The 21,385-nt window shown below is 69.8% G+C and carries 23 protein-coding genes and 1 tRNA gene; 14 read left to right on the top strand and 10 right to left on the bottom strand.

All coding sequences use genetic code 11. From position 1 onward, the window contains the following. Positions 1-2: 2 nt before the first annotated feature. Together G6N30_RS23690 and G6N30_RS23685 are read right to left on the bottom strand one after the other, a co-directional pair. Positions 3-458, bottom strand: coding sequence for a RidA family protein (locus tag G6N30_RS23690; protein WP_134056908.1), 456 nt, complete (start codon positions 456-458; stop codon positions 3-5). Further along, positions 455-616 (bottom strand): Sp36 family protein, encoded by a 162-nt coding sequence (locus tag G6N30_RS23685; RefSeq protein ID WP_134056910.1) that lies wholly within the window; start codon positions 614-616, stop codon positions 455-457. Before G6N30_RS23685 ends, G6N30_RS23690 begins: the two co-directional genes overlap by 4 nt. A gap of 48 nt (positions 617-664) precedes the next feature. On the opposite strand from G6N30_RS23685, the gene G6N30_RS23680 reads away from it, so the two are divergent. Further along, complete coding sequence (locus tag G6N30_RS23680; protein WP_134056912.1) at positions 665-1,684, top strand: ATPase BagA; 1,020 nt, start codon at positions 665-667, stop codon at positions 1,682-1,684. 28 nt (positions 1,685-1,712) lie between these two features. After that, positions 1,713-2,843, top strand: a complete 1,131-nt coding sequence (locus G6N30_RS23675; RefSeq protein ID WP_134056914.1) for an ATPase BagB — start codon at positions 1,713-1,715, stop codon at positions 2,841-2,843. 33 nt (positions 2,844-2,876) lie between these two features. Here the strand turns inward: G6N30_RS23675 and G6N30_RS23670 are convergent, their stop codons facing one another. Then, a complete protein-coding gene (locus tag G6N30_RS23670; RefSeq protein ID WP_134056916.1) occupies positions 2,877-3,233 on the bottom strand; it encodes a WhiB family transcriptional regulator in 357 nt (118 codons plus the stop codon). A 294-nt stretch (positions 3,234-3,527) separates the two neighbouring features. Between G6N30_RS23670 and ponA2 the strand changes: the two genes are divergently transcribed. The 4 genes from ponA2 to G6N30_RS23645 all read left to right on the top strand — a co-directional run bounded on the left by ponA2 (position 3,528) and on the right by G6N30_RS23645 (position 8,523). Then, complete coding sequence (gene ponA2 / locus G6N30_RS23665; RefSeq protein WP_163687766.1) at positions 3,528-5,972, top strand: transglycosylase/D,D-transpeptidase PonA2; 2,445 nt, start codon at positions 3,528-3,530, stop codon at positions 5,970-5,972. Between the two features lie 90 nt (positions 5,973-6,062). Further along, a complete protein-coding gene (locus G6N30_RS23660; protein WP_134056918.1) occupies positions 6,063-7,049 on the top strand; it encodes a metallophosphoesterase in 987 nt (328 codons plus the stop codon). A 7-nt stretch (positions 7,050-7,056) separates the two neighbouring features. Next, positions 7,057-8,163 (top strand): L-cysteine desulfhydrase Cds1, encoded by a 1,107-nt coding sequence (gene cds1, locus G6N30_RS23655; RefSeq protein ID WP_134056920.1) that lies wholly within the window; start codon positions 7,057-7,059, stop codon positions 8,161-8,163. Between the two features lie 286 nt (positions 8,164-8,449). After that, positions 8,450-8,523: transfer RNA gene (locus G6N30_RS23645), tRNA-Pro, on the top strand. Positions 8,524-8,588: 65 nt separating this feature from the next. On the opposite strand, the gene G6N30_RS23640 is transcribed toward G6N30_RS23645, so the two are convergent. Further along, complete coding sequence (locus G6N30_RS23640; RefSeq protein WP_134056924.1) at positions 8,589-9,449, bottom strand: class II glutamine amidotransferase; 861 nt, start codon at positions 9,447-9,449, stop codon at positions 8,589-8,591. Between the two features lie 119 nt (positions 9,450-9,568). Here G6N30_RS23640 and G6N30_RS23635 point away from each other — a divergent pair, with 119 nt between their 5' ends. Then, positions 9,569-10,384, top strand: coding sequence for an acyl-CoA thioesterase (locus G6N30_RS23635; protein ID WP_134056926.1), 816 nt, complete (start codon positions 9,569-9,571; stop codon positions 10,382-10,384). 92 nt (positions 10,385-10,476) lie between these two features. Next, positions 10,477-11,466, top strand: a complete 990-nt coding sequence (locus G6N30_RS23630; RefSeq protein ID WP_234880229.1) for an iron-containing redox enzyme family protein — start codon at positions 10,477-10,479, stop codon at positions 11,464-11,466. On the opposite strand, the gene G6N30_RS23625 is transcribed toward G6N30_RS23630, so the two are convergent. Both G6N30_RS23625 and G6N30_RS23620 read right to left on the bottom strand, forming a co-directional pair. Further along, positions 11,446-11,682 carry a CDGSH iron-sulfur domain-containing protein gene (locus G6N30_RS23625; protein WP_134056930.1) on the bottom strand — a complete coding sequence of 79 codons (237 nt, stop codon included), beginning with the start codon at positions 11,680-11,682 and terminating at the stop codon, positions 11,446-11,448. The genes G6N30_RS23630 and G6N30_RS23625 overlap by 21 nt on opposite strands. Then, positions 11,679-12,374, bottom strand: coding sequence for a HemK2/MTQ2 family protein methyltransferase (locus G6N30_RS23620; protein WP_134056932.1), 696 nt, complete (start codon positions 12,372-12,374; stop codon positions 11,679-11,681). Before G6N30_RS23620 ends, G6N30_RS23625 begins: the two co-directional genes overlap by 4 nt. A 42-nt stretch (positions 12,375-12,416) precedes the next feature. Here G6N30_RS23620 and G6N30_RS23615 point away from each other — a divergent pair, with 42 nt between their 5' ends. Then, positions 12,417-13,142: a phosphodiesterase gene (locus G6N30_RS23615; RefSeq protein WP_134056933.1), complete on the top strand. Its 726-nt coding sequence runs from the start codon at positions 12,417-12,419 to the stop codon at positions 13,140-13,142. Positions 13,143-13,145: 3 nt separating this feature from the next. On the opposite strand, the gene G6N30_RS26955 is transcribed toward G6N30_RS23615, so the two are convergent. The 3 genes from G6N30_RS26955 to G6N30_RS23605 all read right to left on the bottom strand — a co-directional run bounded on the left by G6N30_RS26955 (position 13,146) and on the right by G6N30_RS23605 (position 14,956). After that, the gene (locus tag G6N30_RS26955) at positions 13,146-13,304 is read right to left on the bottom strand and encodes a hypothetical protein (RefSeq protein ID WP_166674606.1); all 159 of its coding nucleotides are present in this window, start codon (positions 13,302-13,304) and stop codon (positions 13,146-13,148) included. 123 nt (positions 13,305-13,427) lie between these two features. Beyond that, the gene (locus tag G6N30_RS23610) at positions 13,428-14,414 is read right to left on the bottom strand and encodes an LLM class F420-dependent oxidoreductase (protein ID WP_134056935.1); all 987 of its coding nucleotides are present in this window, start codon (positions 14,412-14,414) and stop codon (positions 13,428-13,430) included. Positions 14,415-14,491: 77 nt separating this feature from the next. Next, positions 14,492-14,956: a GatB/YqeY domain-containing protein gene (locus tag G6N30_RS23605; protein ID WP_134056937.1), complete on the bottom strand. Its 465-nt coding sequence runs from the start codon at positions 14,954-14,956 to the stop codon at positions 14,492-14,494. An 80-nt stretch (positions 14,957-15,036) separates the two neighbouring features. Here G6N30_RS23605 and G6N30_RS23600 point away from each other — a divergent pair, with 80 nt between their 5' ends. The 5 genes from G6N30_RS23600 to G6N30_RS23580 are packed head-to-tail and all read left to right on the top strand — an operon-like array spanning position 15,037 to position 20,383. Beyond that, a complete protein-coding gene (locus tag G6N30_RS23600; protein WP_134057552.1) occupies positions 15,037-16,284 on the top strand; it encodes a DUF7847 domain-containing protein in 1,248 nt (415 codons plus the stop codon). A 1-nt stretch (position 16,285) separates the two neighbouring features. After that, positions 16,286-16,936, top strand: a complete 651-nt coding sequence (locus G6N30_RS23595) for a DUF4129 domain-containing protein (protein WP_134056939.1) — start codon at positions 16,286-16,288, stop codon at positions 16,934-16,936. After that, positions 16,933-18,075 (top strand): DUF4350 domain-containing protein, encoded by a 1,143-nt coding sequence (locus G6N30_RS23590; protein WP_179965518.1) that lies wholly within the window; start codon positions 16,933-16,935, stop codon positions 18,073-18,075. The genes G6N30_RS23595 and G6N30_RS23590 overlap by 4 nt, the downstream gene beginning before the upstream one ends. After that, positions 18,072-19,061, top strand: coding sequence for an AAA family ATPase (locus G6N30_RS23585; protein WP_134056941.1), 990 nt, complete (start codon positions 18,072-18,074; stop codon positions 19,059-19,061). Before G6N30_RS23590 ends, G6N30_RS23585 begins: the two co-directional genes overlap by 4 nt. Then, positions 19,061-20,383 (top strand): DUF58 domain-containing protein, encoded by a 1,323-nt coding sequence (locus G6N30_RS23580; RefSeq protein ID WP_134056943.1) that lies wholly within the window; start codon positions 19,061-19,063, stop codon positions 20,381-20,383. The genes G6N30_RS23585 and G6N30_RS23580 overlap by 1 nt, the downstream gene beginning before the upstream one ends. Here the strand turns inward: G6N30_RS23580 and G6N30_RS23575 are convergent, their stop codons facing one another. Then, complete coding sequence (locus G6N30_RS23575; RefSeq protein WP_134057556.1) at positions 20,384-21,376, bottom strand: stage II sporulation protein M; 993 nt, start codon at positions 21,374-21,376, stop codon at positions 20,384-20,386. Between the last annotated feature and the right edge of the window lie 9 nt (positions 21,377-21,385).

Below are 21,385 nucleotides of genomic sequence, written 5' to 3'. Positions count from 1 at the left end.
GCCTACGCGACCTCGACGATCAGCTCGACCTCGACGGGCGTGTTGCGCGGCAGCTCGGACACCCCCACCGCGGAGCGGGCGTGGGCGCCGGCATCACCGAAGATCTCACCGAACAGTTCGGAGGCGCCGTTGATGACGCCGGGCTGACCGTCGAAGCCGGGCGCCGACGCGACGAAGCCGACCACCTTGACCACCCGGGTGATCGCGTCGATGCCGACCAGCCCGTGCACGGCGGCCAGCGCGTTGAGCCCGCACACCCGGGCCAGGGCCTTGGCCTCCTCGGCGGTGACGTCGGCGCCGACCTTGCCGGCCCCGGTGAGCTCCCCGGAGACGATCGGCAGCTGGCCGGAGGTGTAGACGAGGTTGCCGGTCCGCACGGCCGGCACGTACGCGGCGAGCGGCGTCACGACCTCCGGCAGCTCGATGCCCAGTTCGGAGAGTCGCTCCGACCAGCTCACTTCGGTCGCTTCAGGTACGCGACGTGCTGCTCACCGGTCGGACCCGGGAGCACCGACACCAGCTCCCAGCCGTCGGCACCCCATTGATCGAGGATCTGCTTGGTCGCGTGGGTCAGCAGCGGCACGGTGGCGTACTCCCACTGGGTCGGTTCGCTCATGGGGCTGAGCTTATCGGGCCGCGCGGAACGCTTGGCTAGCATGCAGGAGTGGCAACAACTACCAATGGCGGTAGAGCCGTCGGCTGGCCGTCGCGCTTGACCAAGGCGAAACTGCACTTCGTCACGGGCAAGGGCGGTACGGGCAAATCGACGATCGCCGCGGCGCTCGCGCTCGCGCTCGCCGCAGGCGGCCGCAGGGTGTTGCTCGTCGAAGTCGAAGGTCGCCAGGGCATCGCCCAGCTCTTCGACGTGCCACCGCTGCCGTACAAAGAGGTGAAGATCGCCACCGCCGAAGCCGGCGGGCAGGTCAACGCACTGGCCGTGGACACCGAGGCGGCGTTCCTGGAGTACCTCGACATGTTCTACAACCTCGGGCTGGCCGGGCGGGCGATGCGCCGGATCGGCGCGGTGGAGTTCGCGACGACGATCGCGCCGGGCCTGCGGGACGTGCTGCTCACCGGCAAGATCCGCGAGGTCGTCACCCGCGCCGACAAGGGTAAGCAGCCGGTGTACGACGCGGTGGTGGTGGACTCCCCGCCCACCGGCCGTATCGCGCGGTTCCTGGATGTGACGAAGGCGGTCTCGGATCTCGCCAAGGGCGGTCCGGTGCATTCGCAGGCCGAGAGTGTGGTCAAGGTGCTGCATTCCGACATCACGGCGATCCACCTGGTGACCCTGCTCGAGGCGCTGCCCATGCAGGAGACCCTGGAGGCGATCGACGAACTCCGCGAACTCGGCCTGCCGATCGGCAGCGTCATCGTCAACCGCAACATCCCGGCCTACCTGTCGCCGGACGATCTGGCCAAGGCCGCCGAGGGCGACATCGACGCCGACGCGGTGCGCGCGGATATGACGGCAGCCGGAATCGAGTTGTCCGACAACGACTTCGCGGGCCTGCTCACCGAGACGATCCAGCACGCCACCCGCATCACGGCGCGGGCGGAGACCGCCGAACAACTCGAGCGCCTCGACGTGCCGCGGCTCGAACTGCCCGCCCTGCCCGAAGGTGTCGACCTGGGCAGCCTCTACGAACTGGCCGAAGTGCTGGCCCAGCAAGGCGTGCGATGACCGAAGCGATGAGCATGGAGGCCCGGAGATGAGTACGACACCGCCCGCCCTCGACATGGCCGCGATCCTGCACGACACCTCCAACCGGGTGGTGGTCTGCTGCGGCGCCGGCGGTGTCGGGAAGACCACGACGGCCGCGGCGATGGCCCTGCGGGCCGCCGATTACGGCCGCACCGTGGTGGTTTTGACCATCGACCCGGCCAAGCGTCTCGCACAGGCTCTTGGCATCAAGGACCTCGGGAACACACCGCAGCGGGTGCCGCTGGCACCGGAGGTGCCCGGGGAACTGCACGCGATGATGCTCGACATGCGTCGCACGTTCGACGAGATGGTGATCCAGTACTCGGGCCCCGACCGGGCCGACGCGATCCTGGACAACCAGTTCTACCAAACGGTGGCCACCTCACTCGCCGGCACGCAGGAGTACATGGCGATGGAGAAGCTGGGACAGCTTCTCGCCGAGGACAAATGGGATCTGATCGTGGTGGACACCCCGCCGTCGCGCAACGCGCTGGACTTCCTCGACGCGCCCAAACGCCTCGGCAGCTTCATGGACAGCAGGCTGTGGCGGATGCTGCTGGCGCCCGGCCGGGGTATCGGCAAGCTCGTGACGGGTGCGGTCGGGCTGGCGATGAGAGCCATGTCGACCATTCTCGGATCGCAGATGCTCTCGGACGCAGCAGGTTTCGTGCAGTCACTGGACGCGACGTTCGGTGGGTTCCGCGAGAAGGCCGACCGGACCTACGAGCTGCTCAAGCGGCGCGGCACCCAGTTCGTGGTGGTGTCGGCGGCCGAACCCGACGCGCTGCGCGAGGCGGCGTTCTTCGTCGACCGGCTGTCCTCGGAGCGGATGCCACTGGCCGGGCTGATTCTCAACCGCACCCACCCCACGCTGTGCTCGCTGCACGCGGACAAGGCCAACGACGTCGCCGAGACGCTGGTCGCCAAGGATCCCGAGTCGCTGACGGCGGCGGCACTGAAGATCCACGCCGACCGGACGCAGACCGCCAAGCGCGAGGTGCGACTGCTGTCGCGGTTCACCGGCGCCAATCCGCACGTGGGGATCGTGGGTGTGCCTTCGCTGCCGTTCGACGTGTCGGACCTCGAGGCGCTGCGGGCGATCGCCGATCAGATCACCGGCTCGGCCCCCGCCGCCTGACGGCCGGGGCGAAGCGGAAAGAAGAAGGGGAACTCAGACCGCGCTGCGGTGTTTGCGCTGCGCGGAGAAGAACTCGGCCCAGGAAACGACCTCGGGATGCTGCTTGAGCAACGCACGGCGCTGACGTTCGGTCATGCCGCCCCACACCCCGAATTCGACCCGGTTGTCCAGGGCGTCCGCACCACATTCCAGGATGACCGGGCAGTGGCGGCAGATGACGGCGGCCTTACGCTGCGCGGCGCCGCGGACGAACAGCTCATCCGGGTCGGCCTGGCGGCAGCGGGCCTGGGAGACCCAGGCGATCCGTGCTTCGGCCTCTGCACCGTGAACGGGGGTCGAGGAGGGGACGGTTGTGACGGTCTTTCGCACCGCGGGCCGAATACTTGACACCAGCGATCCCTTCGTTCCTGCCGCCGCAGCGACGGCGAGTCCTCCGGAGTAGAACGCTGATGCGATCTACGCCACACTGCGCCAGATAGTGTGTTCTGGATCGCACTGTGTGTCCAAGCTAGGTGGTCAGGGCACATTTACGCAACACTTTGTGCCCGACTTTTTTGGGACGACCGTGCCGTCTGATCGAGTTCTTAGAGTTGACGTCCGTCCGCGTGGCGGATTGACAAGCGCGAACCCGGTCAATCGTGCTGCTCTGGCGTCGTCGCCGGGGGGCGTCGTTACTCTGTATGCATGCCGGAGCGCCCGCCAACCGCCGTCACGGTCGTCAAGCTCGCCTGGTGCTGCTTGCTGGCCAGCGTGCTGGCGGCCGCACTCATGTTCCCGGTGGTCGGTGGCATCGGGTTGATGTCGAACCGTGCCTCCGACGTCGTCGCGAACGGTTCGGCCGCTCTCGTCGAAGGGGAGATCCCGCAGGTGTCGACGATGGTCGACGCGAAGGGCAACACGATCGCGTGGCTGTATTCCCAGCGACGTTTCGAGGTGCCCAGCGAGCAGATCGCCAACACGATGAAGCTGGCGATCGTCTCCATCGAGGACAAGCGGTTTGCCGAACACAACGGTGTGGACTGGCAGGGCACGCTCACCGGGTTGGCCGGGTATCTGCGCGGCGACACCGACACCCGCGGTGGGTCGACGCTGGAACAGCAGTACGTGAAGAACTATCAGTTGCTGGTGGTGGCGCAGACCGACTCGGAGAAGCGCGCGGCCATCGAGACCACCCCGGCGCGCAAGCTGCGTGAGATCCGGATGGCGCTCACGCTGGACAAGACGTTCACCAAACCCGAGATCCTGACCCGCTACCTCAACCTCGTCTCGTTCGGCAACGGGGCGTTCGGCATCCAGGACGCGGCCCAGACGTATTTCGGCGTGAACGCCTCGGAGCTGAACTGGCAGCAGTCCGCCCTGCTCGCCGGCCTGGTGCAGTCCACCAGCACGCTGAACCCCTACACCAATCCCGACGGTGCGCTGGCCCGCCGCAACCTGGTGCTCGACACGATGATCGAGAACCTGCCCAACGAGGCCGAGGCGCTGCGCGCGGCCAAGAACGAACCGCTGGGTGTCCTCCCGGTGCCCAACGAACTGCCGCGCGGCTGCATCGCCGCTGGTGACCGGGCGTTCTTCTGCGACTACGCGCTGGAGTACCTGGCGCGCGCCGGCATCAGCAAGGAACAGGTCGCCAAGGGCGGCTACCTGATCAAGACGACGCTGGATCCCGACGTGCAGGCGTCGGTGAAGTCCGCGGTCGACAACTTCGCCGATCCGACCACGCCGGGCGTCGCGAGCGTGATGAGCGTGATCCGGCCCGGTAAGGAGACCCATCCGGTGCTGGCGATGGCGTCCAATCGCACCTATGGCCTCAACCTCGACGCCTACGAGACCATGCAGCCGCAGCCGTTCACGCTTGCGGGCAACGGCGCCGGTTCGGTGTTCAAGATCTTCACCACCGCCGCCGCCATGGAGATGGGCATGGGCATCAACACCCAGCTGCAGGTGCCCGGCTCGTTCCAGGCCAAGGGTCTGGGCAGCAGCGACCGCCCCGGCTGCCCCGCGGCGACGTGGTGTGTGAGCAACGCCGGTGGCTACCGCGGCTCGATGAACGTCACCGACGCGCTGGCCACCTCGCCCAACACCGCGTTCGCGAAGCTGATCTCCCAGGTCGGGGTGGCACGCGCCGTGGACATGTCGGTCCGGCTGGGCCTGCGGTCCTACGCACTGCCCGGCACCGCCCGCGACTACGACCCGGAAAGCAACGAGAGCCTGGCCGATTTCGTCAAACGCCAGAACATCGGCTCGTTCACGCTCGGACCCATCGAGGTCAACGGGCTCGAACTGTCGAACGTCGCGGCGACGCTGGCGTCGGGCGGGGTCTGGTGCCCGCCCAACCCGATCGCCCAGGTCGTCGACCGCAACGGTGAAGAGGTGTCGGTGACCACCGAGACCTGCGAGCAGGCGGTTCCCGAGGGCCTGGCCAACACGCTGGCCAACGCGCTGAGCAAGGACGACACCGGCGCGGGTACCGCCGCCGGGGCGGCCAGTTCGGTGGGCTGGGATCTGCCGATGTCGGGTAAGACCGGGACGACCGAGTCCAACCGGTCCTCGGCGTTCCTGGGCTTCACCAATCAGCTGGCGGCGGCGAACTACATCTACGACGACTCCCCGAGTCCGGGCGAGCTGTGCTCGTTCCCGCTGCGCCAGTGCGGATCGGGCAACCTGTTCGGCGGCAACGAGCCGGCGCGCACGTGGTTCACCGCGATGAAGCCGATCGCCACCAACTTCGGTCCGGTCGCGCTGCCGCCGACGGATCCGCGCTACGTCGACGGCGGGCCGGGCTCGCAGGTGCCCAGTGTGTCCGGGCTGACGGTAGACGCCGCCCGGCAGCGGCTCCGGGACGCCGGCTTCCAGGTCGCCGACCAGACCAGCTCGGTGAACAGCGGTTCCCGGGCCGGCACCGTGGTGGGCACGAACCCCAACGGCCAGACGATCCCCGGTTCGATCGTCACGATCCAGGTGAGCAACGGCATCGCGCCGGCGCCGCCGCCACCGGCGCCGATCAGCATCCCCGGCCTGCCGGGCGGGCCGCCGGCTCCGATCGGGCAGACGGTCGTCGAGATTCCGGGGCTGCCGCCGATCACCGTGCCGGTGCTCGGACCGCCGCCACCGCCCCCGCCACCGTGATCGACGGCTGACCGGGAGTTCGCTGTGCACTTTCCCACGGTGACCCGGTGGGAAGCGGTGGGCGAGACCATCTGGCAGTAAGCTGCAGCCATGGCTGCTGCTCTGCCACGACCGACGGTTTCGACGTCGATCAAAGTCCTGAAGAACACCGCTGCGGTGAGTGCCGGCTCACTGGTCGCCGGGATCGGTTATGCGTCGCTCATCGAACGCAATGCGTTCACGCTGCGTGAGGTGACCATGCCGGTGCTGACGCCGGGGTCCTCCCCGCTGCGGGTGCTGCACCTCAGCGATCTCCACATGCGCCCCGGTCAGCGCCGCAAACAGGCGTGGCTGCGCGACCTGGCGCGCCTCGAACCGGATCTGGTGGTCAATACCGGCGACAACCTGGCGCATCCGCGGGCGGTGCCCGCCGTCGTGCAGGCCCTCTCGGAGCTGCTGTCGGTGCCCGGCGTGTTCGTCTTCGGCAGCAACGACTACTTCGCGCCGCAGCTGAAGAACCCGCTGAACTACCTCACCAACCCGGGCCACCGGGTGCACGGCCAGCCGCTGCCCTGGCAGGACCTGCGGGCGGCGTTCACCGAACGCGGCTGGCTGGACATGACCCACACCCGGCGGGAACTCGAGGTCGCCGGGCTGCGCATCGCGCTTGCCGGTGTCGACGACCCGCACCTCAAGCGCGACCGCTACGACACGATCGCCGGTGCCGCCACCCCGACCGCCAATCTGTCGCTGGGTCTGACGCACTCCCCCGAACCGCGGGTCCTCGACCGGTTCGCCGCCGACGGCTATCACCTGGTGATGGCGGGGCACACCCACGGCGGGCAGCTGTGCCTGCCGTTCTACGGCGCGATCGTCACCAACTGCGAGCTGGACCGGTCACGGGCCAAGGGCGCATCGCGGTGGGGCGCCGACATGGCGCTGCACGTGTCTGCGGGTATCGGTACGTCGCCGTTCGCGCCGGTGCGGTTCTGCTGCCGTCCCGAGGCCACGCTGCTGACGCTGGTGGCCGCACCGACCGGGGGCCGGGACGCCGACGTGCACGCCGGGCAGTCGCCGTCGACCGTCGCTGCGCGGTGAGGAGCCGGTGACGGGGCGATCGTCGATCGCCAGTCACAGTCAGCCCCGCGCGTGGGTCGACAACGCCGTCCGGCTGATCGAGGCCGACGCCCGGCGCAGCGCGGACACCCATCTGCTGCGGTACCCGCTGCCGTCGGCGTGGGGTGAGGACTGCGGCGTCGCGCTGTACCTCAAGGACGAGTCGACGCACATCACCGGCAGCCTCAAGCACCGGCTGGCGCGTTCGCTGTTCCTCTACGGCCTGTGCAACGGGTGGATTCGCGAAGGCACGACGGTCATCGAGGCCTCCAGCGGGTCGACCGCGGTCTCCGAGGCGTATTTCGCGGCACTGCTGGGGCTGCCGTTCATCGCGGTGATGACGTCGTCGACCAGCCCCAGCAAGGTCGCGCTGATCGAATCACAGGGTGGCCGTTGCCATTTCGTCGACGAGTCGTCGCAGGTGTACGCCGAGGCCGAACGGCTGGCGGAGGAGACCGGCGGGCACTACCTCGACCAGTTCACCAATGCCGAACGCGCCACCGACTGGCGCGGCAACAACAACATCGCCGAGTCGATCTACCACCAGATGGCCGACGAACGGCATCCGATCCCGGAGTGGGTGGTGGTCGGTGCGGGCACCGGAGGGACGAGCGCGACCATCGGCCGCTACATTCGCTATCGCCGCTACGCCACCAGGCTGTGCGTGGTGGACCCGGAGAACTCGGCGTTCTTCCCGTCGTACGAACAGCGCGATTCGAAGGTGGTCACGGGCGCGTCCTCGCGGATCGAGGGGATCGGCCGCCCGCGGGTGGAGCCGTCGTTCCTGCCGGATGTGGTGGATCGGATGGTGGCGGTTCCGGACGGGGCCTCGGTGGCCGCGGCCCGGCATGCGAGCCGGGTGCTGGGCCGGCGGGTCGGCCCGTCGACCGGAACGAACCTGTGGGGTGCCTTCGGACTTCTCGCGGAGATGACGGCGCAGGGGCGCCAGGGCTCGGTGGTGACGTTGATCGCCGACAGCGGCGACCGCTACGCCGACACCTACTTCTGCGACGAGTGGCTGAGCAGCCAGGGCATCGATCCGTCGGATTCGGCGGACGTGCTGGCCGACTTCGAGCGGTCCTGCGTCTGGCGCTGATCGTCGGATCCGCCCGACAGCGGGCCGTCTGCGGTCAGAAACAGCCAGATCGCCGCCAGAGCGAAGAATCCCAGGTAGATGGAAGCCCCTAACCCGGTCATATCTGCCTCGTTTCACCAGTTGTGCGGCGCTCTGCCGTCATTCTGGTCAACGCCACCGACAAGCCCCGGCATTCCGCGCCCGGTGTGATGCGTGTCGCGAGATCTGACGCCACCGCCGCGGCCCGCCGGGCGGAGGCCGTTTGGCTTTCCGAGGCACCGGTGCGATACCCTTTCAACGCTTCACGCGGGGTGTGGCGCAGCTTGGTAGCGCGCTTCGTTCGGGACGAAGAGGTCGTGGGTTCGAATCCCGCCACCCCGACTCACAGTGTCGCGGTTAGGGCTCTGACTGGTTTTTCCGGTCAGGGCCTTCTTCCGTTTTCGGGGCTACGCCGGCACGTGCTGCGATTCGGCCGTTGCCGGGCTGAGGTCGGCGCGCGTGAGCGGACGGGCGGGCGGGTCGGGCAGCACCATCTGCCGGGTGATCCGCAGGCCGGCATCGACGTGCACCAACTCCCCCGGTGTCATCAGCTGCCACTGCTCGTCGTCCATCGGCTCGCTCGCGAAGACCACCGCCGGCCGTCTAACGAGGTGCGGGCTGCTGGCACTGATCCGGTTGGTACGCAACGAGAACTCGGTGTCGTCTGGCGCCGTCCGGTCGAGCAGGTACAGCTCATGGGTGTCCGGGTAGCGCAGCGCCCACATGTCGGTGGGGGTGGCCAGCAGCAGGTTCACCGCGTAGATCGGCACGCTGTCGGCCAGCCAGTGCAGGGCGTCGGCGATGCCTGCGCCGATGTCGCCGCCACGCGCCCGCACCGACGCGGTGATCAACGCGAAGATCCGCTCGGAGTCCGTCTCACCGAGTACGAGATCGCGGACGCCCAACTCGTCGAGCCGCGCGTCGAGCCCGTCGAGGCCCTCCACCACGCCGTTGTGCGCGAACAGCCGCCCGTCCTGCAGGAACGGATGGCTGTTGCGCACCTCGAGCGATCCGGTCGTGGCGTAACGGACGTGCGCGATGAACGCGGTACCGGTGAGCTCCTGGGCCTCGGCGGTGAAGTCGGTGTCGCGCCACGCGGCGATGGGCTGCTTGCGCACCACCGGGGTGCCGTCGGGGCCGAACACACCCAGGCCCGTGCCGTCCGGATTGCGCCGGCTCTGTTCGGCCAGATTGTCGGGGGCCTGCAGGAGCCAGAAGGTGGCCTTCACCGCCTGGCCGTCGGCGTGCAGTCCGAAGAGGCGGCACATTCCATCACCCCGATGCTGGCTCGGTCGGTCGCGCGTCCTGGCCGCGCACTCGGTTCCTGTCTACTCCCTGTCCGCCCCCTCTGAGCGCACCCAACCAGTTGGTAGATAGGCTGCCGAGGATGAGCGCGCTCGCAGACAACTCCTGGCCGCACGGCGCGAGCTGGATCGCGCGTCTGCTCGATTTCGACCGCGACGGGGACGTCTTCCTCGCCCCGCAGGTCACCAGCGGCCCGGCGCATCGGCTGTTCGGCGGGCTGATCGCCGCGCAGGCGCTGGGCGCGGCCGGCGCGACGGTCGACCCGGACAAGCGGGCGCAGTCACTGCACGCGTACTTCGTACGTGGCGGCAAGTACGGAATCGACGTCGAACTGCAGGTCGAGCGCACCCGCGACGGCCGCTCCTTCGACACCCGTCGCGTCACCGCCGTCCAGGAGGGCAAGGTCATCCTCGAGATGATCGCGTCGTTCCACCGCCCGGAGGACAGCGCCGACTGGCATCCGTCGCGACCGCCGGCGCTGGCCTTCGAGGACGCGGTGCCGAAGTCGCCCGACCTCGAGTCGGTGGACCGGTTCGAGATCCGCTGCCGGCCCGAGGACACATCGCCGTTCGCCGTCCCGCCGTTCTGGATCCGCACCCGCGATCCGATCGAGGACGATCCGCTGACCCGCGCCTGCATGCTGACCTACATGTCCGACCTCGGCCCGGTTCCGGCCGCCCGTCCGGCCGGGGCGCCCGATGAACCGGGTGCCGGGATGGCGGCGTCGCTGGACCACTCGGTGTGGTTCCACCGGCCGTTCGACCCGCACCGCTGGCACCGCTACGAGGTCAGCGGGGTGAACAACAGCGACGCGCGCGGTCTGGCCGTGGGTTCGCTGTACGACGACGGCGGTGTGCTGATCGCCAGCACCACCCAGGAAGCGCTCTGGCGGTTCTGACCGACCGAGATTCCCTGCACACCAGCGATTGGAACACCCAAGTAACGGGTAAGTCCCCGGGCGTGACTTCCGCGCCGATCATGGTTGAACCGATGTTGCCCGACGCTCGTGGCCCGCTTTCGCTGGCCGTGGTGAACCTGCTCACCGAGCGTGCCCCGCGCAACCACCTGGCCCGCATCGAGGCGTCGCTCGGCGACTCCGACCCGTACGGGCTCGACCTGCAGTTGGCGCTCTACGTCTGCTACGAACTGCACTACCGCGGCTTTGCCGGGGTCGACCCGCACTGGGAGTGGAACGCCGGCCTGCTGCACCTGCGCGGGCAGATGGAACAACTGTTCCTCGGCGCGGTGCGTCGCGATGTCGGCGAGATCAGCCCCGACCAGACCGCCGCGGACGAGATGACCGCGCTCGCCGTCGAACCGGTCGACGGTGAGGGCCCGTCGTACTACCTGCGCGACAAGGGCACCTGGGAGCAGATGCGCGAGTACTTCGTGCACCGGTCGCTCTACCACCTCAAGGAAGGCGATCCGCACGCGTTCGCGATCCCCCGGCTGACAGGACAGGCCAAGGCCTCGTTCGTCGCGGTCGAATTCGACGAGTTCGGCGGTGGCCGCGGCCCGCAGCTGCACCAGCAGTTGTTCGCCGACCTGATGGCGGCCGCCGATCTGGACGCCACCTACCTGGGCTACATCAACGACGTGCCGGCCGAGGCGCTGGCGGCGGTCAACCTGATGTCACTGTTCGGCCTGCACCGCGCGCTGCGCGGGGCGGCGGTCGGTCACTTCGCCTCCACCGAGATCACGTCGTCACCGGGATCGCGACGGCTCGTCGACGCACTTGAGCGGATGGGTGCACCGGACACGTGCGCGGCGTTCTACCGCGAGCACGTCGAGGCCGATGCCGTCCACGAACAGGTGGTGCGCACCGATGTCGTGGGTGACCTGGTCGCGCGGGAGCCGCAACTGGACGCCGATGTGGTCTTCGGTATCCGGGCGCACGCCCTGGTCGAGGACCGGCTCGCCGATCACCTGATGGCGTGCTGGACGGCGGGCGAGACGTCGTTACGCCGAGCGCTGTCCTGACGGAGCTGAGGAAGTAGCCGCGTCGGCGTCGCCACGGCGACGCCGACGATGGCTGGTGTCGCACAGCGGATAGTCCTTGCTGCGTTTGCATACGCAGATCGCGACCATGAACCGGTCGGACTCGACGACGCTGCCGTCGGGCATCTCGATACGTACCGGGCCCTCGACCATGATGGGCCCGCCCTTCACCACCCGCACGGTGCGGGGTTCGCTCATGGCTTGTCCGCCCGGATGACCAGCAGCTCTTCTTCACGACGGCCCGGATCAAGCCGCCCGGTCTCCTCGAGCCACTCGGCCCGTGCGGTCAGCACCGGCCCGAACGGAATCCACTGCCAGGCAATGACTTCCGCATCCAGCCCGGCGCTCGACAGCGCCGCCAGAGTGCGCCGCGGATCGGCGAACTCGGACTGCACGAGCAGCAGGCTGCCGCCATCGGCGAGCAGGTCCGGCATGGCCTCGCACAGCGGGTCGAGGATGAGGCGGCCGTCGTATCCGGCGTCCCACGCACGCGCAGGCCCCACGGTCGACGGCACCGGGTCGCGCTCGGCGTCCGGGTCGTGCGGGATGTACGGCGGGTTGCAGGTCACCAGATCGAACGGCGCGAATTCCACCGCGCGCGCCCAGGACCCGAGATGGACGTCGACGTCGACACCGACGCCCAGCGCGTTGCCGCGGGCGCAGCGCACCGCGCGGGGGCAGATGTCGAAGGCGGTCACCGACGAGGCACCCTGCTGGGCGGCGTTCACCGCCACCACTCCGCTACCGGTGCACAGGTCGGCGACGCGACGACCGACAGCGAGACCGGTCTTCTCCATGATGTCGATCAGCAGCTGCGAATCTTCCTGCGGGGCGTAGACGCCTTCCGCTGCGACAACGGTTTCGCGCTCGCCGGTGTATGCAGTCGTCACGTGGGCCTCTCGACGTCAAGGGGTCATTTGCTGGGTTGATTAATGCCCTGTATCGCGATTGTTAAACCAGCACACGCCGTTTGCGCTGCTGCTAGGGCGGGCACCCGGACAGGCGTGAAAGTCTCAGATCTCCTCGCGCTACCGGTCGAAGTCGGCTCCGCGGTGCGCCAGCGCCGGCTGTTCCACCCCGCCGGGGTACTCGCCCGCGGACGCATCGAGCGGGTCGCACCGTCGGGTCAGGGCCTGCCGATCGAAACGGGCGACGTCGTCGGCCGGGTGTCCAAGGCCATCGGGTTGCCGGGATCGGTGCCCGACATCGCCGGGCTGGCCTGGCGGATGACCGTGGACTCACGGCCGTGGGACATCCTGCTGGCGACCACCGCGATCAACCGGTTTTTCCTGCTGCCGACCACGTCGTGGGACAACACCACGTACTCCAGCCTGATGCCGCTGCGCTATCAGGACGGCGTGTGGTGGCTGCGAGCTCGGCTCACGACGAAACTCGACAGCCCGGGGCTGTCGCTCGACTCCGTCACCGATCAGCTGGCACGCGGGGACCTCGAGTTCAGCGTCGACCAGGCGGCGGGGACGGGCGAATTCGGCCCGCTGGCCCGGCTGACGCTGTCCGAGGTGATCCCGCCCGACAAGGACGTGTCGTTCGACCCGACGCTCAACACGGCACCGGGGGTGTCGCTGAGCCCCGGCTGGCTGACCGACTTCCGCCGGGCCGCCTACCGTCGCAGCCGGGAGGGTCGCGACGCCGAGTGACGCCTACTCCGGCGATTCCTCAGTGTCTTCGGACGTGGTGATCTCGGGGGCCACCTCGCGCGAGGCCATCCCGCCCTCGTGGCCCTGATCGGTCGGGCCGGGGCGGCCGCCCTTGGGCTCGCTGGCGTGTTCTTCGTCGTAGATGCCTTCTCCACGGGGCACGGGGCTCTCCTTCTGTCGCAGGCAGGATGCGGTCGCCTTGGCGTACCCGGGGCCCGCAGGACCAAAACCGGTGCACTCGACAGCTGTCGAGTGCTGCGGTCCCGCAGTGCCGGTCGTGGCTGATCAGCCGGCCGCGCTGCGCAGCTTCTCCAGCAGCGGGCCCGCAGCCTCGGCGAGGAAGCGGTCCTGACCTTCGTCGCCGACCTGCACCAGCGCGATGTCGGTGAACCCGGCCTTCCAGTACTCGCTGACCGATTCGACGATCTCGTCCAGGTCGGGTCCGCACGGGATCGACTCCGCGGTGTCCTCCGGGCGGACGAACTGGGTGGCACCCGCGAACCCCGCCGTGGTCGGCAGGTCGGCGTTGACCGCCCACCCGCCGGCGAACCAGCGGAATTGCTCGTGTGCCCGCGCCACCGCCGCCTCGCGGTCGGGATCCCAGCAGATCGGGATCTGCCCGATCACCCGCACATGCCCCGGCAGGCCCGTAGCGCGGCGCGCATCGTGCCATTCGTCGACGAGGTCCTTCTTCGGCTCCACGGCGATGAGGTGGTCAGCGAGCTGGGCGAAGGCCTCGACCGAGCGTTCGCCGGATACGGCGGCGGCGATCGCGACCGGCGTCTCGGGCAGGTCCCACAGCCGGGCCGAGTCGATCTCGAAGTACTCACCCCGCCAGTCGACCACTTCGCCGGTGAACAGTTCGCGGATGATCTGGATGGCCTCGCGCAGCATGTCCTGCCGGCGGGCGATCGTCGGCCAGCCCTTGCCGACGACGTGTTCGTTGAGGTTCTCCCCGGTGCCGACGCCGAGGGTGAAGCGGCCGTCGGCGAGGATCTGCAGCGTCGCGGCCTGCTGGGCGACGATCGCGGGGTGGTACCGCATCGTCGGGCACGTGACGTAGGTGAACAGCTCGACGCGCTCGGTGACATGCGCGACGGCGCCCAGTGTGGTCCAGGCGTTCGGGGCGTGGCCCTGCGCCGAGAGCCAGGGCGAGAAGTGGTCGCTGGACACCTCGAAGTCGAATCCCACGTTCTCCGCGGCGGCGGCGTAGCGGACCAGATCCTTGGGTCCGCTCTGTTCGGTCATCAGGGTGTAGCCGAAACGCGTCATGGCACGCGGGTAGCCCGTGCCGGACGAGCGCAAACGACGGCGACCGGATACGTTGTGGGCCGGTGTTTTACGACGATCTACAGACGGGCTTTGACGGCGGCCGACAGTCGCGACCCGTCGGCCTTCCCCGCGGCGATCGCAGTGGCGGCCTTCATGACCTGACCCATCTGCTTCATCGTCGGGCGTTCGCCGAGTTCCTCGGCGACCTGGGCCATCGCGGTGTCGACGACGTCGGCGAGTTCGGCTTCGGTCAACGGCGTCGGCAGGTACTCGTCGATGATGCGCGCCTCGGCGTGCTCGTTCGCGGCGAGTTCGCCGCGCCCGTTCTGCGTGTACACCTCTGCCGCCTCGCCGCGCTTACGCGACTCCCGCGCAAGCACCTTCACCACTTCGTCGTCGGTCAGGTCACGCGCCTGTTTACCCGACACCTCCTCGGTCTGGATCGCGGCGAGCAGCATCCGCAACGTCGCGGTCCGGAGTTTGTCCTGTGCCTTCATCGCGGCCGTGAGATCTGCGCGCAGCCGCGCCTTGAGTTCAGCCATGACATCGAAAGTACGTGGATCCGCCCGCCGACCCCGCAAACACGCGCGCCACGTTGTCAATCGGCGTGGTGATCGACAGGATGGTGCCCATGAGCAACGACGCCGGGGGGCCCGGTCAGGTCGACCCGCCGCCGCCATACGCGCCGCAGGGCTACCCGCCGCCGGGTTACCAGCAGGGGTATCCGCCGCCCGGCTATCAGCAGGCCTACCCGCCCCCCGGATATCAGCAGGGGTATCCGCCGCCCGGGTACCAGCCGGGCTATCCGCCGCCGGGATACCAGCAGGGATACCCGCCGCCCGGGTATCAGCCCGGCTATCCGCCCCCGCCACAGGGCTATTCGCCGGCCGGTGTCCTCAAGCCGGGTGTCATCCCGCTGCGGCCGCTCGGGTTGTCCGACATCTTCAACGGCGCGGTGAACTACATTCGGCGCAACCCGAAGGCCACGCTGGGTCTGACCGCCATCGTCGTGGTGACCGCCCAGCTCATCGCGCTCATCCTGCAGATCCTCGGACCGCTGATCATCACCGGTGACATCGATCCCACCCTGAGCGGCGAAGCGGCCACCGCCGGTGACATCGCCGTGCTGTCCGGGTCGTCGCTGGCCGGGTCCATCACCACCGCGCTGGCGTCGGTGGTGCTCAGCGGCATGCTGACCGTGATCGTCGGGCGCGCGGTGTTCGGTGCGGACATCACCATCGGCGAGGCGTGGCAGCGGGTCAAGGGCCGGCTGCTCGCCCTGCTCGGCTTCACCGCACTCGAGGCGCTGGCAATCCTGGTGCTGATCGTGGTCGTCGTGGTGGCCGTCGTCGCCGCCGAGGCGGCCGGCGGTGGCGTCGCGGCCTTCCTGGTGGGCGCCCCGCTGGTCCTCGTCGCATTCCTGGTCGTCGTGTATGTCGCGACGTCGTTGTTGTTCACTCCCGCCCTCATCGTGCTCGAACGGCTCGGCATCGTCGACGCGGCCAAACGGTCGTTCGCCTTGGTGAAGAAGGACTTCTTCCGGGTGCTGGGCATCTGGATCCTCGCCGCGCTCGTCGCGGCCGTCATCGCCGGCGCCGTGGGGGTTCCGTTCAGCTTCGGCGGCCAGCTGCTCGCCTCGGGGTCGGGCTCCAACGGCGGCGCGGTCGCCGGGCTCATCCTCGTCGCGATCGGCGCGGCGGTCGGCCAGATCCTCACCGCCCCGTTCAGCGCCGGCGTCATCGTCCTGCTCTACACCGACCGCAGGATCCGGGCCGAGGCGTTCGATCTGGTGCTGCACACCGGCGCGGCGGCAGGGCCGGGCGTCCCGCAGGATTCCACCGACCACCTGTGGCTGACCCGCCGCCCGTGACGTGCCTTCCATAGACATCGATCGGGACGCCGCACACGAGGCCGCCCAGCAGGAGTTGAACAAGCCGATCTATCCCAGGGCGTCGCTGACCGATCGCCTCACCGAGCTGATCAACGATCTGATCTACCGGATCGCACAGGGCGGGGCCGGGGTACCGGGCGGCTGGCTGACGATCGGCGTGCTGCTCCTGCTGGTGACGGTCGCGGTCGTGGTGGCCGTGCGCATCGCGCGCAGGACCATGCGCACCGACCGGGCCGACCACTCGCTCTACGGCGGCCACGAGCTGAGTGCGGCCGAACACCGCGCCACCGCCGAGCAGCATGCCGCGGCCGGCCGGTGGGCGCTCGCCATCCGGCACCGATTGCGGGCAGTGGCGCGGCAACTCGAGGAATCAGGCGTCCTCCCACCGGTTCCCGGCCGCACCGCCACCGAGCTGGCCGGCGACGCCGCACAGGTGTTGCCACAGCTGACCGGCGAATTGCGCACCGCAGCAACCACTTTCAATGACGTAACCTACGGTGACCGGCCCGGCTCCGAGGCGGAGTACCGCTCGGTGGCCGACCTCGACGACCACATCCGCGCCGCGGGCGCCTCCGCCACCCACGCCACCGATGCGCCGCGGACGCACACGGGTTGGGCGGACGTGCGATGACCCGCCCTGCGACGGCGGTCGGCCCGACCATCGGACAGCGTTGGCGGACCGGCCGCTGGGTGGTCCTTGCGCTGCTCGTCATCGTCGTGATCGCCGCGGTCGGCACCTATCTCACCGCCCCGCGGCCCGGTGAGCCGATGGACCCGCAGTCGACCTCACCGGACGGCGCCCGCGCGCTCGTCTCCCTGCTGCGCGACCGCGGCGTCGACGTGGTGGAGGCCCGCAGTGTCGCCGACGTGGAACGGGCCGCCCGCGACGACACCCTGATCGTGTTCGCGCAAACCTCCCGCCTCACCGACGACGACCAGTTGCGCCGGCTGGCGGAGCTGCCCGGTGACCGGCTCCTGGTGGAGCCCGTGTCCCGCGCCCGCGAAGCGCTCGCTCCCGGCCTGCGCACCGACGGGCTCAGCTCGTTCGCGGTCTCCCCCGACTGCGACCTGCGGGAGGCGAACCGCGCCGGTGACGCGCAACTCGGGTTGGCCGAGAGCTACCGGGCGGCAGATCCCGACGTGGACGTGACGAGGTGCTACGACGGCGCACTGGTCCGCTACACCGACGCCGGTCGCACGATCACCGTCGTCGGGACCTCCGCATTCATGACGAACGACGCACTGCTCGGCCAGGGTAACGCCGCGCTCGCGATGAACCTGGCCGGCGCCGCAGCCCGCGTCATCTGGTTCACCCCGCAGGAGCGCGACGGCGCCGGCGGGGACGCCTCCCTGGCCGACCTCATCCCCGACCAGGTGAGCTGGATCGTCCTGCAACTGATCCTGGCGGTGGTGCTGCTGGCGATATGGCAGGGCCGGCGGCTGGGACCGCTTGTCGCCGAATCGCTTCCGGTGGTGATCCGGGCGTCGGAGACCGTGGAGGGCCGCGGCAGGCTCTACCGGTCACGGCGCGCCCGCGACCGGGCCGCCGACGCGCTGCGCACCGGCACGCTCGCCCGTCTACTGCCCCGCCTCGGCCTCTCGGCCACCGCTCAGCCCGGCGCCGTCACCCAGGCCGTCGCCGCCCGCATCGGCGCCGACCCCTCCGTCGTCGGCCACGTGCTCTACGGCCCGGCCCCGGCCACCGACGCCGACCTCGTCACCATCGCCCGACAACTCGACGACATCGAAAGGCAGGTCGCCCACTCGTGACACAGCCATCAGCGCAAACCACTCAGACTGGCGGCGCGACAGGCGATTCCGCGCGCCAGGCGTTGCTGGCCCTGCGCGACGAGATCGGCAAGGCCGTGGTCGGTCAGGACGCGGTGGTCAGCGGACTGGTCATCGCGCTGCTGTGCCGCGGCCATGTCCTCCTCGAAGGCGTTCCGGGCGTGGCGAAGACGCTGCTGGTCCGCACGCTGGCCGCCACCCTGCAGCTGGAGTTCAAACGCGTGCAGTTCACCCCGGACTTGATGCCGGGTGACGTGACGGGCTCTCTGGTCTACGACGCGCGCACCGCCGAGTTCGAGTTCCGCGCGGGCCCGGTGTTCACCAATCTGCTGCTGGCCGACGAGATCAACCGCACTCCCCCGAAAACCCAGGCGGCGCTTCTGGAGGCGATGGAGGAGCGACAGGTCAGCGTCGAAGGCGAAGCCCGCCCGCTGCCGGACCCGTTCATCGTCGCCGCCACCCAGAACCCGATCGAGTACGAGGGCACCTACCAGCTGCCCGAGGCGCAGCTGGACCGGTTCCTGCTCAAGCTCACTGTGCCGCTGCCCCCGCGTGATCAGGAGATCGCGATCCTCGACCGCCACGCCCGTGGATTCGATCCCCGCGACCTGTCGGCGGTGCGCCCGGTCGCCGGTCCGGCCGAACTGGCCGCGGGCCGGGCGGCGGTCCGTCAGGTGCGGGTGGCCGACGAGGTGCTCGGGTACATCGTCGACATCGCCGGCGCCACCCGGCAGTCTCCGTCGCTGCAACTCGGTGTCTCACCCCGCGGCGCCACCGCGCTGCTGGCCACGGCCCGGTCGTGGGCATGGCTGTCCGGCCGCAACTACGTCACCCCCGACGACGTCAAGGCGATGGCCCGCCCCACACTGCGGCACCGCATCGCGTTGCGGCCGGAGGCCGAGCTGGAAGGCGCCACCCCCGACGGTGTGCTCGACGGCATCCTGACGGCCGTGCCGGTTCCGCGCTAGTGGTCCTCACCGGACGCGCCGCGCTGGTGGCGCTGCTGTGTGTGGTGCCGATCGCCTTGGCCCCCGACCCGGCGGTCGTGTTCGTCGTGCTGTTCGCGGCACTGGCCGTGGCGGTCGTCGTGGACATCGCGCTGGCGGTGAGCCCCCGCGGGCTGGACCTCACCCGGTCCGGGGACACCGCAGCGCGGCTCGGTCAGTCGGTCGACTCGGTACTGAGCGTGCACCACCCCGGCAGGCGGCGGTTCCGCGGCCGGCTGCGCGACGCCTGGCCGCCGAGTGCGCACGGCGCGCCCCGCACCCACGAGGTGGAATTAGCTGCGGGACAACGGACCACACTGACCACCACACTGCGGCCGACACGGCGCGGTGATCTGCGGTCCGCACTCGTCACCGCCCGCTCGATCGGGCCGCTCGGGCTGGCGGGCCGGCAGACGTCGCACCGGGTGGCCGGTCAGATCCGGGTACTGCCCCCGTTCCTCTCTCGCAAGCATCTGCCGTCCCGGCTGGCGCGGCTGCGTGAGCTCGACGGGTCCACGCCGGCGTTGATCCGCGGCCAGGGCACCGAATTCGACTCGCTACGCGAATACGTCGTCGGTGACGACGTCCGCTCGATCGACTGGCGCGCGACCGCGAGGCGCGCCGACGTCGTGGTGCGCACGTGGCGGCCGGAACGCGATCAGCGCATCGTCATCGTCCTCGACACCGGGCGCACCTCGGCCGGTCGCGTCGGGGTGGACCCCACCGCAGCTGACCTGGGCGGCTGGCCGCGGCTGGACTGGTCGATGGACGCCGCGCTGCTGCTGGCCGCGCTCGCCGCGCGCGCCGGTGACCACGTCGACTTCCTCGCCCACGACGGGGTCACCCGCGCCGGGGTGTTCAACGCCTCGCGCACCGAGTTGCTGGCGCAGTTGGTGGCCGCGATGGCGCCGCTGCAGCCGGCGCTCGTCGAATCGGATCCGGCCGCGATGGCGTCGGCGATCCAGCGCCGCGTGCGCCGCCGCGCGCTCGTGGTGCTGCTGACCGACCTGAACGCCTCGGCGCTGGAGGAGGGTCTGATGGAGGTGCTGCCCCAACTGGCCGCGCGCCACCACGTCCTGATCGCCGCGGTCGCCGATCCGCGGGTGGAGGTGCTCGCCGCGGGCCGCGACGACGCCGCCGCCGTGTACGACGCGGCCGCCGCCGAACGCGCGCGCAACGACCGGCACGCCCTCGCCGGCAGGTTGCGGCGGGCGGGAGTCGACGTGGTGGACGCCCCGCCGGAGGAACTCGCACCCGCGCTCGCCGACCGCTACCTCGCGATGAAGGCCACCGGCCGGATGTGATCAGCCGGTGGGCACCACGTCGGGCGCATCCTCGATGTCACCGGACTCACCCGCCCGGACCGCCTTGCGGCCGAAGTGCACGATGTAGCCGAGGAACGCGAGTTCGGCGGCCACCCCGATGGCGATGCGGACGAACGTGGGCAGCGGGGACGGCGTCACCAGCGCCTCGATCAGCCCGGACAACAGCAGCACCACCACCAGCCCGGCCGCGACGGCCACGACCGCGCGGCCCTGTTCGGCGAGCACTTGGCCCCGCGGTCGGTGGCCGGGCGCGATCACCATCCAGCCCAGCCGCATCCCCGCGGCCGCGGCGAGGAACACCGCGGTCAGCTCCAGCAGGCCGTGCGGGGTCAGCAGCCCCAGGAAGATGTCGCCCTTGCCTGCGTCGAACATCAGGCCGCCGGTGAGTCCGAGGTTGGCGGCGTTCTGGAACAGGATGTACGGGATGGGCACGCCGAGCAGGATCGCGAAGCCGATGCACTGCGCGGCCACCCACGCGTTGTTCACCCACACCCGCAGGGCGAACGAACCGGCCGGGTTCTCGCTGTAGTACGAGGCGAAGTCGTTGTTGACCAGTTGGTCGATGTCGCTGGGGGTCCCGACGGCCGCCTGCACCTCGGGGTTGCCCGCCACCCAGAACCCGATCAGCACGGCGACGAGGAAGAAGGCGGCGGCCGAGCCGAGCCACCACCGCCAGGCGCGGTAGGCGACGACGGGGAACGACACGGTCCAGAACCGCAGGAACTCCCGCCACAGCGGGGCGTGCGCGCCGGTGACCGCCGCCCGCGCCCGCGCCACCAGCCCGGAGAGCCGGCCGACCAGCATGGAGTCGGTGGAAGCCGAACGCACCATCGACAGGTGCGTCGAGACGCGCTGGTACAGGTCGACGAGTTCGTCGACCTCGGCACCCGTGAGCCGGCGGCGCCGCTTGACGAGCTCCTCGAGCCGGTCCCAGGTGGGACGGTGGGCCAGCACGAACGCGTCGACATCCACGCTGGCCAC

This window comes from Mycolicibacterium litorale (assembly GCF_010731695.1).
GTDB classification, from domain to species: Bacteria; Actinomycetota; Actinomycetes; order Mycobacteriales; family Mycobacteriaceae; genus Mycobacterium; species Mycobacterium litorale.
Note: the sequence above shows the minus strand (reverse complement) of the source record. Positions and strands in the feature narration are given on the sequence as shown.